Annotated in this window: 14 protein-coding genes; 8 read left to right on the top strand and 6 right to left on the bottom strand. The window is 67.6% G+C overall.

The genetic code is table 11. The annotated features are described in order from the left end of the window. Nucleotides 1–6 precede the first annotated feature (6 nt). Nucleotides 7–414, bottom strand: coding sequence for a UPF0146 family protein (locus tag HALKA_RS0103010; protein ID WP_018256608.1), 408 nt, complete (start codon nt 412–414; stop codon nt 7–9). 39 nt (nt 415–453) lie between these two features. Here HALKA_RS0103010 and HALKA_RS0103005 point away from each other — a divergent pair, with 39 nt between their 5' ends. Next, nucleotides 454–975, top strand: a complete 522-nt coding sequence (locus tag HALKA_RS0103005; protein ID WP_018256607.1) for an archaemetzincin family Zn-dependent metalloprotease — start codon at nt 454–456, stop codon at nt 973–975. 128 nt (nt 976–1,103) lie between these two features. Beyond that, entirely contained in the window at nt 1,104–1,316 is a 213-nt protein-coding gene (locus tag HALKA_RS0103000) for a hypothetical protein (protein WP_018256606.1), read from the top strand. A 125-nt stretch (nt 1,317–1,441) separates the two neighbouring features. On the opposite strand, the gene HALKA_RS0102995 is transcribed toward HALKA_RS0103000, so the two are convergent. Beyond that, nucleotides 1,442–3,271 carry a ribosome biogenesis/translation initiation ATPase RLI gene (locus HALKA_RS0102995; RefSeq protein ID WP_018256605.1) on the bottom strand — a complete coding sequence of 610 codons (1,830 nt, stop codon included), beginning with the start codon at nt 3,269–3,271 and terminating at the stop codon, nt 1,442–1,444. Nucleotide 3,272: 1 nt separating this feature from the next. After that, nucleotides 3,273–3,572, bottom strand: coding sequence for an EMC6-like membrane protein (locus HALKA_RS0102990; protein ID WP_018256604.1), 300 nt, complete (start codon nt 3,570–3,572; stop codon nt 3,273–3,275). A 213-nt stretch (nt 3,573–3,785) separates the two neighbouring features. Here HALKA_RS0102990 and HALKA_RS0102985 point away from each other — a divergent pair, with 213 nt between their 5' ends. Next, complete coding sequence (locus tag HALKA_RS0102985) at nt 3,786–4,052, top strand: MarR family winged helix-turn-helix transcriptional regulator (RefSeq protein ID WP_012807841.1); 267 nt, start codon at nt 3,786–3,788, stop codon at nt 4,050–4,052. A gap of 43 nt (nt 4,053–4,095) precedes the next feature. On the opposite strand, the gene HALKA_RS0102980 is transcribed toward HALKA_RS0102985, so the two are convergent. Further along, on the bottom strand, nt 4,096–4,362 hold the full coding sequence (locus tag HALKA_RS0102980) for a thioredoxin family protein (protein ID WP_012807842.1): 267 nt from the start codon (nt 4,360–4,362) through the stop codon (nt 4,096–4,098). 117 nt (nt 4,363–4,479) lie between these two features. Here HALKA_RS0102980 and HALKA_RS0102975 point away from each other — a divergent pair, with 117 nt between their 5' ends. The 3 genes from HALKA_RS0102975 to HALKA_RS0102965 are packed head-to-tail and all read left to right on the top strand — an operon-like array spanning nt 4,480 to nt 6,444. Next, nucleotides 4,480–4,653, top strand: coding sequence for a preprotein translocase subunit Sec61beta (locus HALKA_RS0102975; protein ID WP_018256603.1), 174 nt, complete (start codon nt 4,480–4,482; stop codon nt 4,651–4,653). A gap of 37 nt (nt 4,654–4,690) precedes the next feature. Then, nucleotides 4,691–5,065, top strand: coding sequence for a DUF7532 family protein (locus tag HALKA_RS0102970; RefSeq protein ID WP_018256602.1), 375 nt, complete (start codon nt 4,691–4,693; stop codon nt 5,063–5,065). Continuing rightward, the gene (locus tag HALKA_RS0102965; protein WP_018256601.1) at nt 5,062–6,444 is read left to right on the top strand and encodes a ribonuclease FAU-1 family protein; all 1,383 of its coding nucleotides are present in this window, start codon (nt 5,062–5,064) and stop codon (nt 6,442–6,444) included. Before HALKA_RS0102970 ends, HALKA_RS0102965 begins: the two co-directional genes overlap by 4 nt. Here the strand turns inward: HALKA_RS0102965 and HALKA_RS0102960 are convergent, their stop codons facing one another. Continuing rightward, nucleotides 6,445–7,845 carry an LVIVD repeat-containing protein gene (locus HALKA_RS0102960; protein ID WP_018256600.1) on the bottom strand — a complete coding sequence of 467 codons (1,401 nt, stop codon included), beginning with the start codon at nt 7,843–7,845 and terminating at the stop codon, nt 6,445–6,447. It abuts the gene before it with no gap. Between the two features lie 36 nt (nt 7,846–7,881). Further along, entirely contained in the window at nt 7,882–8,463 is a 582-nt protein-coding gene (locus tag HALKA_RS0102955; protein WP_018256599.1) for an LURP-one-related/scramblase family protein, read from the bottom strand. Between the two features lie 114 nt (nt 8,464–8,577). Between HALKA_RS0102955 and uvrA the strand changes: the two genes are divergently transcribed. Together uvrA and HALKA_RS0102945 are read left to right on the top strand one after the other, a co-directional pair. Then, nucleotides 8,578–11,598, top strand: coding sequence for an excinuclease ABC subunit UvrA (gene uvrA / locus HALKA_RS0102950; protein WP_018256598.1), 3,021 nt, complete (start codon nt 8,578–8,580; stop codon nt 11,596–11,598). 142 nt (nt 11,599–11,740) lie between these two features. Next, nucleotides 11,741–12,967: an MFS transporter gene (locus HALKA_RS0102945; RefSeq protein ID WP_018256597.1), complete on the top strand. Its 1,227-nt coding sequence runs from the start codon at nt 11,741–11,743 to the stop codon at nt 12,965–12,967. The last annotated feature ends 48 nt before the right edge of the window (nt 12,968–13,015 follow it).

Below are 13,015 nucleotides of genomic sequence, written 5' to 3'. Positions count from 1 at the left end.
ACTATTTCATTTGCCTTTCGGACCGTCCTCGCGGACGCGGTACAGCGTCTCGCCGCCGGGCAGTTGCTCGCGGTCGACCGCGACGGCGGGCTGGTCGCCGCCCAGCGTCGTGAAATAGCAGACTGCGCCGTGCTCGCGGGCGACGGCGCGCAGCGGACGGTGCAGTTCGGGCGGGCAGTTCAGCGCGTAGACGGCCTCGGCGTCGGCGTAGACGCTGGGTGCTGGATCGGTCACGTCGTCCAGGACGAAGGCGAGCGCCCGCGGCACGTCCCGCCGAACCACGTCCGTGACGGTCACGTCGACGCCCCGCCGAGCGAGTCGTCGTGCCACGTCGGGCCGTCGGCCGACGCCGACCTCGACGACGCGCTCGAAGTCGACAAATCGATCGACGAGAGCGCTGCGTGGGTCGTTCATGGCGGGATGTTTATGTCACATCGGCACATATGGCTTCGCATGCACGTTGACGTCGTGCCGGTGGGAGACGTCTCGGCACGGGTCAAGCGCGAGGCCTCCAAGGGACTGCGGACCGTCTACGACTGCGAGGTCTCGATGCACGAACCCCAGCCGATCCCCACCGGTGCGTACGACGCCGACCGGGACCAGTACCGGGCCGAGGAGTTCATCGATCTCGCCCAGCGGACCGGGAGCGGCGAGAAGAACATCGCGATCACGCCACAGGACCTGTACTACCGGCGGCGCAACTACGTCTTCGGCCTGGCCTACCTCAGCGGCAGCGGGAGCGTCATCTCGACACACCGGCTCCAGACCTCCTCTGACGGCGGCTTCTCGAATCGGTCGGCGAGCGACATCTTCGGCGACCGGGTCCGGAAGGAGGTCGTCCACGAGATCGGCCACACGCTGGGCCTGGAACACTGTGACAACGAACGCTGCGTGATGAAGTTCTCCCCCACGGTCCGCGAGGTCGACGTCAAAGAGCAGTCGCTGTGTGGCTCCTGTGCGACACAGGTGACGTAGTCGCTCTCTGCGGTGCGGTCTCGTCGCTGACCCTCGTCTCCGAACAGCCGCTGAAAACGACGAGATGCGATGCTACCAACTCAGTTAGGTATCGCCGTTATTGTGTGTGTTAACTTATGGCACGATGTATGAGCAAGACACAGGAGTCCGCCCGCATCGACGAACTCGGAGACATCTTCGTGTCGGTCACCGGTGACGACGCCGTGACCGAGTCACAGGACCGGGCGGCCAAGCGCAGCGACCGCGAACTCCCGGACGACGGCGGCGGCGTCGACATCGAGGACGGGCTCGACGACGCCGTCGACGGAGCAGAGGTCGGAGAACCCGATCCCGTGTCGTAGTGACCGCTCTCCGGACCCGTTCGCTCACGAGGTGATCGCTCCCGCTGGTCGCGATCACCCTACCTCGCGTGTCGCTACGCTCCCCGTTCGGTTGTTCGGAGATCCCTCACTGCGTTCGGGATCTCCTACGGCGCGTAGTAGTACTCGCCGTCGCGTTTCTGCTGGCGGTCCAGCTGCGATCCCGGTTTGTTGATCCGGGGCCGGGAGGTTCGTTCGTCCCGGCGGAAGGTCACGTCGAGGTTCGAGAGGAACTGGTTCATCCCCTCGCGCATCTCGACGGGCGGGCTGGCGTGGCCCTGCTTTGCCGGCTCGCCGTCGAAGACCAGCAGTCGATCCGAGAGGAGATCGATCATGTAGATGTCGTGGTCGATGACCATCGCCGTCGCGTCGTGGTTCTCCGCGTACCGTCGGATGGCGCTCGTCGCCATCACCCGCTGTTCCACGTCGAGGTGGGCCGAGGGCTCGTCCAGCAGGTAGAGGTCGGCGTCCTCCGAGAGACACGCCGCGATGGCGACCCGCTGGCGCTCACCGCCAGAGAGATCGGTGAGTTGCTGTTCCATCACCGCGTCGAGCTGGAGGGGCTGGGCGATCTCGGTGTTCCAGTACGACGAGCCGAAGTCGTCCGTGATCGAGGAGAGGAAGGCGTCGACCCGCATCGGCTGGTCGATCTCGATGTACTGGGGCTTGTACGCGATGTCGAGGTCGGCGTCGACGGTTCCCGCGTCGGGTTCGAGCCGCCCGGCCAGCAGCTTCGCGAACGTCGACTTCCCGATCCCGTTCGGGCCGACGACGCCCAGCACCTCGCTCTCGCGGATCTGGCCGGCCTCGACGTCCAGCGAGAACTCGCCGTCGCCGTAGGACTTCGTGAGGTCGGGGTACTCGGCGACCACGTCGCCCGTCGAGACCGAGCGCGGGGCGTGTTCCTCGAACTCGATCTCCTGCTGGCGAAAGCGCATGTTCTCGTTGTCGAGATAGCCAGAGAGGTACTCGTTGATGCCGTTTTTCGTCGATTTCGGGCTGGTGATGATACCGTACGCGCCGGGCTCACCGTAGGCGACGTGCAGCGCGTCGGCCAGCAGGTCCAGGATCGCCAGATCGTGCTCGACGACCAGCATCGAGCGGTCCTCGTCCTCGGCCAGTTCCTGGATCAGCTGGGCGGCGGTCATCCGCTGTCCGATGTCCAGGTACGGCGTGATCTCGTCGAGGAAGTAGAAGTCCGCGTCGCGAGCGAGCGTCGCGACCAGCGCGACCCGCTGGAGCTCTCCGCCAGAGAGGTCGTCGATGTGGTTGTCGACGACCGGACCGATCCCCGTCCGCTCGATCAGGTCGTCCAGCGCACCGCGTTCGTCCGTTCGTTCGAGCAACTCGCTGGCCGTCCCGTCGAACTGGTCGGGGATCTGGTCGACGTACTGGGGCTTGCGTGCGACGGTCATGTCGCCCTCGCGCAGGTCTTCGAGGTAGTCCTGCAGTTCGGTGCCCCGATACTCGTCGATGACTGCCTCCCAGGCCGGCTCCTCGTCGAACCGACCGAGGTTCGGCGTCATCTCGTCGGCGAGGATGTGGACGGCCGTCGTCTTCCCGATCCCGTTCGGGCCGAGGATCCCGGTGACCCGGCCCTCCTGGGGAGCTGGCAGTCCGTACAGCGCGAAGGAGTTCTCGCCGTAGCGGTGGACCGGCTCGTCGCCGAGTTCCTGTGGGAGGTTGATAATCTCGATGGCGTCGAAGGGACACTTCTCGACGCAGATCCCGCAGGACTCGCCCAGACAGATCTCCTCTGAGATCCACACCTGGTCGTCGCTGCCGGCGTAGTTGTCGTCCTCGTCGTACGCGTCGCCGCGCTTGACGATGCACTCCTTGCCCGTCCGGTTGGGCGGGCAGAAGTTCATACACTCGTAGTTACAGCGGTCGGGCTGACATCGGTCGAGGTCGACGACCGCGATACTGTCGTCGGCCATGTTAGAGTGCCGCCGTTGTCATGAGGATTCCCCACGAGACGAACCAGAGCGAGAACGTCATGAACCCGACGAACAGGTAGTCCTTCGCGGAGAAGTCGTCGATGTCGACGCCCAGTACACTCAAGATCGGGAACTGAACGACGATCGCTGCGATCAGCACGGCGACCGCGAGTCGATCACCCGCGCCGGCCGCTATCTCGTTGGCCGCGACACCGGCGGCTAACCCAGAGAGGGCCGCCAGTGTCGTGACAGTGAGTCCGCGCAAGTGCGAACTCATGCCCTCGACCGTGTCCGTTGCCATACGCCATGGTCCGCCGTCGGGGACCAAAAGCCGCCCGGTTCGGGCACGCTCGATGGCACGGTCACGAGTCCCAGCCACGGGTCGGCGTCGAGCGCGGTCGCGAGTCGAACCCCCACCCAGAACGCCCGCGATACGGTGCAGTACGGGCGGCACAGTTCGTTGCTCGGCGCAACTCCTCAATCTTTATGGAGCCCGCGCCACTCGTGACAGGTGATGACCGAAACCGACGGGGAGGCCATCGCGGACCTTCCACCGAGCGCGAAGCTCGTGTACAAGGTTCTGGAGTACGACGGTCCACTCACCCAGAAGGGGATCGTCGAGGAGTCGATGCTCTCGGCGCGGACCGTCCGCTACGCGCTCGAACGCCTCGACGAGGTCGGCGTCATCGAGGAAGACGTCTACTTCGCGGACGCGAGACAGAACCTCTACGAGATCACCGACTCCGGTGCCGAACAGGCCGACGCGGCCGTCTCTGACTGACTCGTTTTCGCGGTCGTGTACGTGAACGGTGAGAACGGGGAGACTACGCCGAAGCCTGCTGGAGGGCGTCTTCGAGATCTTCGCGCTGGGTGACGCCGACGAACCGTTCGACGATGCCGTCGTCGTTCTCGACGATCAGCGTCGGCAGCGAGCGGACCTGGTACTCGTTGGCCACGTCCTGCTCTTCGTCCACGTTGATCTTCTCGAAGCTCACGTCGCCCCAGTCGGCTTCCAGTTCTTCGAGGATCGGATCCTGCGTCTTGCACGGACCACACCAGTCTGCGTAGAAGTCCTTGAGCGTGACTGTCATCGGTACTCGTTGGAGGTAGCCGGTGGGCCCAAATAAGGATTGTCACCACGACGGATCCTGCCCGTGGCGGGGGACGAAAGGGAAAGGCTTACTCGGCGGGACCGACGACGCCTCTGTATGAGCAGCAGCGACAGCGGCGGACTGATGTCCAGTGCCGGACTCGTTCGGTACTTCGACGCGGAAGACAGCAACACGATCCGAATGGATCCCCGGTCGGTCGTGGCATTCGGCGTCCTCTTTGGCGTGTTGATCCTCATGCTCAACGCGCTGTTCATGCTGGGCGCGGTGTAACGGCGGGCTTTTCATCGCTCCGTCGCAACGGCCGTCCATGCACTTCAGCCAGCGCGAGCAGCAGGCACTGGCCGAGGCCGGCCTCTCGACCGACGAGATCGCCGCCGCCTCGGAGGCCGTCGTCGCGGCCACCGACGAGGCCGCCGCGACGCTAGAGGGCTTTTTCGCCGATCGCGAAACCGTCTACTCCGACATGGAGCTGGCACACAGCGCCAGCGACGTACAGGAACACGCCGTCGACTATCTGGACCTCTTCACCCACGCCGACGACATCCGGGGCTACCTCCGCTTTGACTCGTGGGGCGTGCCGGTCGAGGGCGGGCGCGTCCTGGGCGAGGACGTGGTCGAACTGACGCTCGGTCCCACCGTCGACGGCCGCGTGCGCTTCGCTCACGACGACGACGCGCTATGACCGTCCGGATCAGGGGGATCTACACGACCGCGCTGACCGAGTTGTTCCGGGACGAACCCGGCGTCGTCCAGCCCTCGCCGCCGATCGTCGACCGGTTCGACGCCGAGTTCACTCACGAGCCGGCGACGGTGACAGTCGAGACGACCGACGACCGGCAGGGCGTTCGCGTGACCGGCGAGCCCGACGCCGTCGAGGCGGTCTGCGAAGAACTCGGGGCAGTCGGGCGAGATGCCTTCGTCTGGCCAGATCCGACTCCCCGTGGCGCAGTCTACGACGGTGCAGTGACCGAGACGCTCGGTGGTGGCGCGATCGTCGACCTGGGAGACGGCGAGGGGTACCTGCCCTACGGCGCGACCGACCGGCGGATCGAGGACGGCGATCGGCTCCGCGTCCAGGTCGACGAACCGAGCCCGCCCTGGAGCGACGACCGGCCGACACTGGACACGACGATCCGGGCCCACGGCTCGCTGGTGACGCTCGTCCGCGGCGAGACGATCGAGCACACCGGCCCGGAACTCGCCGACATCCTCCCGGCCGACCCGATCGACGGCTGGGGGAGCTCCTGGCACCGCCACAGCGACGACGCCAGTCTCGACGCACTGGGCGATGCGCTCGAACGGGCCAACGACCGCGCGGCGGCGCTGGACGACGCCCTCGCCGACGCGCCGGGTGACGACCCGCCGGACCGCTACGCGGCCCCCGAGTCGACGGCGTGGGTCTGGTTCGGCCGCGAGAGTCGCTTCGCGCTGGACGACCAGCGGGAGGCCGTGACAGCGACGATGCCGGGCCACCACCGGATCAAGGCGGGCTCGCGGAGCGCCTCGGCCGGCGTCGATCTGGCCGAGGCAGTCGCCGACGGCTTCCGGACCGGCGAGCAGGACGTTCCCTTCACTGCGGTCGCGAGCCAGTTCGGCCCCGCGGCCGGCGACACGGTCTGCCTCGACCACGGCAAGCCCGACGGTCGGATGTACACGCTGGGCGACGCGGCGGTCCAGTCCGTCGAGCCCGACGGCACGGTGGCCGTCGAACGGGAGATGTCGCCGGGAGGCACCTACGACGCGCTCGGCGTCGACCGTCAGGCCGGCGACGTGGCGACGACGAAAGTCAAAGAGGGCCGCTGGTGGTATCCGACGGTCTACGAGGGCGCGGACGGGACCAAGCGCGGTACCTACGTCAACGTCTGTACCCCCGTCGAGGTGTTCCCCGACGCGGTCCGCTACGTCGACCTCCACGTAGACGTGGTCAAGCACGCGGACGGCCGCGTCGAGCGGGTCGACGACGACGAACTCGACGCGGCAGTCGAGGCGGGCCACGTCTCAGAGGGGCTGGCCGAGAAGGCCCGCAGCGTCGCGAAGGCCGTCAAACACGGCCTTGAGTGATCACTCCGAACGCCGTCGACACCACGCGCCGGCACCGAGCAGTCCGAGCAGACCCGCGCCGACACCAGCGCCGGCTCCCGTCTCGCTGGTGGGCGTCGACGCCCGTCCCGACCGGGTGCCGTCGGTCGTCGGCGCGCCGTCGGCCGGCCGCTGGTCCGGAAACGCGAACAGCGCCGACTCCAGGGGCGAGTCGGCGGCGGTGTTGACACCGAACGCGCCGATGCTGGCTCCCAGGAAGAACTCGCCCGGCGCGGCAAGCTGTGCGGTCCAGAACTTCCCGCGGCCGGCGTCGCGCCAGTGGAACCGCTCGACGGGATCCGTCGCGTCGGTCACGTCGTGGACGGTGACCCCGCCCTGGTACCAGGCGGCGTAACAGCGCCCGTCGACGAGCTCGAAGTTGTGGGCGGTCGTCCAGACGCCGCCGCGGGTGGGATCGGGCGTCGGCGGCGGGTCGATCGCCCCGAGTCGCGTCGGTTCGGCGGGGTCGGTCACGTCGTAGAAGGCGATCCCGCCCGGGCCGGTCGAGCCCGAGGCCGCCGCCCACGATTCGGTCCCGATCCCCAGCAGATCGCCGGTCTCGTTGACGGTGACGAAGTGGTCGTTGCCCGGCGGCTCCGTGCGCTCGCGTCGCCTGTTGGTAACGTCGAGGAGATCGTCGAGTGGTCGACCGCGCACCCGCGAAACGAGCGTCGGCTCGCCGGGGTCGGACACGTCGAGACACCAGGTGCCGGCGTCCCAGTAGGCCAGATACGCGCGGTCGTCGTGGACCCACACGTCGTGGAGGTTCACCATGCCGAAGGGCAGCTCGGCCCAGCGGTCGTCGACGTCGACGACGCTCCAGCGGGCCAGTTCCGTGCCACTCTCGGGATCGGCGACGACCAGGGGCGAGCCGTCCAGACCGCCGCCGGTGAAGTAGCCGACGCCGTCCGCGAGCACGCAGTTGTGGGTGTAGAAGTCGACCTCGTGTTCGGCGAGGAGTTCGGGATCGGCGGGATCGGACACGTCGACGTAGCCAAAGCCACGGACCGAGTCGCGCCCACCGTTTGCCGGGCCGGCCACGAGCAGTCGGTCGCCGTCACAGTGCAGGTCCCAGATCCCAGACAGCGGCCCGTCGGCGTGGTCGGCCAGGAGCCGCTCGCGAGCCAGCACCCGCATCTCGGTCGGATCGCTCACGTCGACGACCGCGAAGCCGTCGACGGTGGCGACGTAGGCGACCGTCCCGTCGAGATTCAGGACCATCTCGCGGACGTTCTCGATCGAGACCGTCCCGAGGGGCTGGCTGTCCGGCGTCTCGGCGGGCGGCGTCCCGTCGCTGGTGGCAGTCGGGTGCCCGCTCGCGAGGCCGGCGCTCCCGAGCGCGAGACCGCTGCCGAGTGTTCGAAGGAGGGGGCGGCGACGCATACGCCCACTGAGGAGCGTGGACGGAGAAGCTTTGCGCTAGTTCCCCTGAATCGCGTCGATGACCATCGCGGCGGCGATGACGGCCTCCTTGGGGACGTTGCTCGCGTCGTCGATGGTGATCTCGTAGCGGTCCCGCAGCGAGAGCTGGCCGTCGATAGAGCCGACGTGGTTGCCGTCGACGTCGGTGATCTCGTACTTGTGGGGGATGATGCCACCGAACGGGAGGAGGTTGCGGGCGAGCGTGACCGCAGCGCCCCGAGAGTCGATCTTCGCGATGGCGCGCTCGTCGCCCGCGTCGCGGAGCGTCCAGGTGTCCTGCATGACCGAGTAGTCGTTGTCGAGGACCACGAGGTCCTCGCCGGTCTGGGCGTCCGAGAGCACGTAGTTGCCGGCCACGTCGATGATGCCGCCGGCTTTGACCGTGAAGGCCTCGTTGCCGTCCCCGTCGGTGAAGGGGAACTCCTCTTTCATCTTGAGCATCTTCTGCTTGCCGCGGACGACGACGTTGCCGGCGGCGTCCATCGCCTTGTACTTGCTGCGGACGAGTGACTGCTCGACCGTGTAGCTGCTGTCTGTCAGGTCGAGCCCCTCGATGTCGTACTTCGAGACGGCACTCATGTCCGGACCCTCGTGTGATCTCCCCTTTAATTTTGTGACCAGTTCTGACAGAGGGAACGAGCGCCACCCACGGACCGACAGCGTTTCACGCCGGCAGTCCTCAGGGGGCCGTAGATGACACGAGAGTACATCGAGGTCCGCGGTGCGGAGGAACACAACCTCAAGGACATCGATGTTGAGATCCCGCGAGAGGAGTTGACGGTCGTGACGGGGCTGTCGGGATCGGGCAAGTCCTCGCTGGCCTTCGAGACGGTGTACGCCGAGGGACAGCGCCGCTACATCGAGTCGCTGTCGGCCTACGCCAGGAACTTCCTGGGCCAGATGGACAAGCCACAGGTCGAGACCGTCGAGGGGCTGAGCCCGGCGATCTCGATCGACCAGAAGAACGCCGCCAACAACCCCCGCTCGACGGTCGGGACCGTCACGGAACTCCACGACTACCTGCGCCTGCTGTACGCCCGAATCGGGACGCCACACTGTCCGGAGTGTGGCCGCGAGGTCGGCGAGCAGTCCGCCCAGAACATGGTCCGTCGGATGCTGGCCCTGCCCGAGGGGACCCGCGCGAAGATCGCCGCACCGGTCGTACGCGACCAGAAGGGGGCCTTCGAGGAGCTGTTCGAGGAGCTGGTGAGCGAGGGGTACGCCCGCGTCGAGGTCGACGGCGAACCGTACGACCTGACGATCGACGACCCCGAACTCGACGAGAACTACGACCACACGATCGACGTGATCGTCGACCGCGTGAGCGTCAGCGCGGACGCCCGCTCGCGGATCACCGACTCCGTCGAGACGGCCCTCGAAGAAGGGGCGGGCATCACGAAGGTGATCCTCCCGGACCCGCCGGAAGGCGTGTCCCTCGGCGGGGCGACGGCGCGCTCGACGGGCGATCTCGCGGGGACCGGCGACAGCGACGACCACAGCGACCGCGAGCGGCTCGTCGTCGAGTTCTCGGAGGACCTGGCGTGTACCCACTGCGGGATCGACATCTCCGAGATCGAGACCCGCTCGTTCTCGTTCAACAGCCCTCACGGGGCCTGTCCGGAGTGTGAGGGGCTCGGCGAGACCAAGGAGGTCAGCGAGGAGCTCGTCATCCAGGACCGTTCGAAGCCCCTCAAGCACGTCTTCGAACCCTGGAGCTACGACCGCACCTACTACTCGCGACAGCTGGACAACGTCGCGGACCACTTCGGCGTCTCGCTGGAGACGCCCTTCGAGGAGCTGGACGAGTCGATCCAGCGCCAGTTCCTCTATGGCACGGACGACCTCGTCCACTTCGAGTGGCAGACCAAGAACGGCACCCGCGAGAAGACCGAGCGCTTCGAGGGCGTCGTCCCGAACCTGGAACGTCGCCACGTCGAGACCGACAGCGACCGGGCACGGGAACACATCGAGGAGTTCATGGCCGTCACCACCTGTCCCGAGTGTGAGGGCACCCGCCTGAAAGCGGAGTCCCGTCACGTCCTCGTCGACGGGAGTTCCGCGAGCGATGCGAGCGGACCGTCGTCGGAGGTTTCCTCCGACGGTACGTCGATCACCGAGGTCAACCGGATGTCGATCGGCGACGCACTGGAACACTTCGAGGGGCTGGAAGCGTCGCTTGACGAACGCGACACGAAGATCGCCGAGGAGATCCTCAAGGAGATCCGCGCCCGCCTCGGGTTCATGGAGGAGGTCGGGCTGGAGTATCTCACCCTCGACCGGGAGGCGTCGACGCTGTCCGGCGGCGAGAGCCAGCGCATCCGGCTGGCGACCCAGATCGGCTCCGGACTGGTCGGCGTGTTGTACGTGCTCGACGAGCCCTCGATCGGGCTCCACCAGCGGGACAACGACCGCCTGCTGAACACGCTGGCTGAGCTGCGCGACCTCGGAAACACGCTCCTCGTGGTCGAACACGACGAGGAGACGATGCGCCGAGCCGACACCATCATCGACATGGGGCCCGGTCCGGGCAAACGGGGCGGGGAAGTCGTCGTCAACGGCGACCAGGAAGACGTGATCGCCTGCGAGGACAGCGTCACCGGCGAGTACCTCTCGGGCGAGCGCCAGATTCCCGTGCCCGACTCCCGACGTGATTCGGACGGCGCGCTCACGGTCGAGGGAGCCCGCCAGCACAACCTCGCAGATCTGGACGTGGACCTGCCGATCGGGAACTTCACCGCGATCACGGGCGTCTCTGGGTCGGGCAAGTCGACGCTGATGCACGACGTGCTGTACAAGGGTCTCGTCCGGCGGATGAACGACACCGACGTGAACCCCGGCGAGCACGACGGCATCGAGGGGATCGACGAGATCGAGACCGTCCGCCTCATCGACCAGTCGCCAATCGGTCGCACGCCGCGCTCGAACCCGGCGACCTACACGAACGTCTTCGATCACATCCGCGAGCTGTTCGCCGAGACGAACCTCTCGAAGCAGCGCGGCTACGAGAAGGGGCGCTTCTCGTTCAACGTCAAGGGCGGTCGCTGTGAGGCCTGTGGCGGCCAGGGCAACGTCAAAATCGAGATGAACTTCCTCTCTGACGTGTACGTCCCCTGCGAGGAGTGCGACGGGGCGCGGTACAACGACGAGACGCTGGATGTCACGTACAAGGACGCCACCATCTCCGACGTGCTGGACATGAGCGTCGCAGAGGCCTACGACTTCTTCGAGGGCCACACCGGTATCCGCCGCCGCCTGAAGCTCCTGAAAGACGTGGGGCTGGACTACATGCGGCTGGGCCAGCCCTCGACGACGCTCTCCGGCGGAGAGGCCCAGCGGATCAAGCTCGCCGAGGAACTGGGGAAGAAAGACTCCGGCGAGACGCTGTACCTGCTGGACGAGCCCACGACCGGGCTCCACCCCGAAGACGAGCGCAAGCTGATCGACGTGCTCCACCGCCTGACCGACGAGGGCAACACCGTCGTCGTCATCGAGCACGAACTCGATCTGGTGAAAAACGCCGACCACATCGTCGACCTCGGCCCGGAGGGCGGCGAGCACGGCGGCCGGATCGTCGCCGAGGGGACGCCCGAGGACGTGGCCCGAAACGACGACTCCTACACGGGCCAGTACCTTCGGGACCTCCTGCCGAAGGTCGATCTGGAGGGGCCGCGTGCGGACCGCGACGTGGCCCAGCCGGCCGCCGACGACGACTGACAGCCCCTCCGCGAGTTCGTCGAGGCGTTCGATTCGAGATCACAGACCCGCTTCGAGCGACGTTGTTGATGGCCGATGACCGCCGGCTCTCGCGGGCGGAAGCCGACGCCGTTTTCCGTCAGAGCGGGCCACTGCCCGTATCGTGACACTCGCCGCGCGCCTCCGAGGGCTGGCTCGCTTCGACGCGCTGGTGCTGACTGCGTCGCTGTGGTTCGTAGGGAAGTTCCTGCGCTATGCCTTCCCGCCGCTCTTTGGCACGCTGGGCGAGAGCTACGACGTTTCCCGGACCGTGCTGGGGACGGCCTTTACGGGCTTTATGCTCGTCTACGCGGCGATGCAGTTTCCCTCCGGCGCGCTGGCCGACAGACTGGGGTCGGTGCGGGTGCTCGCCGCCGGGGCGGGCGTCGCGGCGGTCGGTGCGCTGGTGCTCGTCGTCGACTCGCCGCTGTGGGTGCTCGTCGCGGCGATGCTCCTGATGGGGGCCGGGACGGGCGCGTACAAGACCGTCGGCGTGCGCCTGCTCTCCGGGATCTATCCCTCGCGGACCGGACGGGCGCTGGGGGTGTTCGACACCTTCGGGACCTTCGGCGGCGTCGCGGCACCGGCGGCCGTCGTCGCCGTCACCGGCCTCGGCGCGGTCGGCGGTGCCGGCTGGCGGACGGTGTTTCTCGCGGGCGGGCTGGCGACGGTGGGGCTGGCCGTCGCGTTCGGCAGGCGCGTCCCGCGCCGGCTCGCGTCGTCGGGTGACTCGGCGGGCGACAGTGGCCGTGGCGACGCGGCCGCCGCGCCGGGCAGCTACCTCACGATGTTTCGCGAGTGGCAGTTCACCGGCTTCGTGCTCGTGACGATCTGCTTTTCCTTCGCCTACAACGGTGCGGTCGCCTTCCTCCCGCTGTATCTCGCCAGCGAGACCGCGCTGTCGGCCGCGACCGCGAACCTCCTGTTCTCGGCTCTGTTCGTCGTCAGCCTCGTCCAGCTGGTCACCGGCGAGGTGAGCGACCGGATCGGGACCGCCCCCGTCCTGGTGGTGACACTCGCCGTCGCCACCGCGGGACTGCTCGCGATCCTGGCGCTCGCGCCGACCGGCGGACCGCTCGCGCTGGGCGGAGCCGTCGTCGCGCTCGGCCTGGGAGCGCACGGATATCGGCCGGTCCGGGGTGCGTATCTGATGGCCGTCGTCCCCGAGGACGTGGCCGGCGGGAGCCTCGGCGTCGTCCGGACGCTGCTGATGGGAGCCGGCGCGGTCGCCCCGGCGATCGTCGGCTGGCTCTCGGACGTGGCGGACTTTCGGGTCGCGTTCGGGCTGCTGGCAGCGGCGCTGATCGGCGCGACCGGACTCACGGCGGCGCTGTGGCTGTTCGACCGCTGAGCGGGGTGATCACCGCGAGCGCCGGAGACGGTGGTACCTGGCCGGCTC

Origin of the sequence: Halomicrobium katesii DSM 19301 (assembly GCF_000379085.1) — an archaeon.
In the GTDB taxonomy this organism is placed as follows: Archaea; Halobacteriota; Halobacteria; order Halobacteriales; family Haloarculaceae; genus Halomicrobium; species Halomicrobium katesii.
This window is presented reverse-complemented; position numbering and strand designations above follow the sequence as displayed.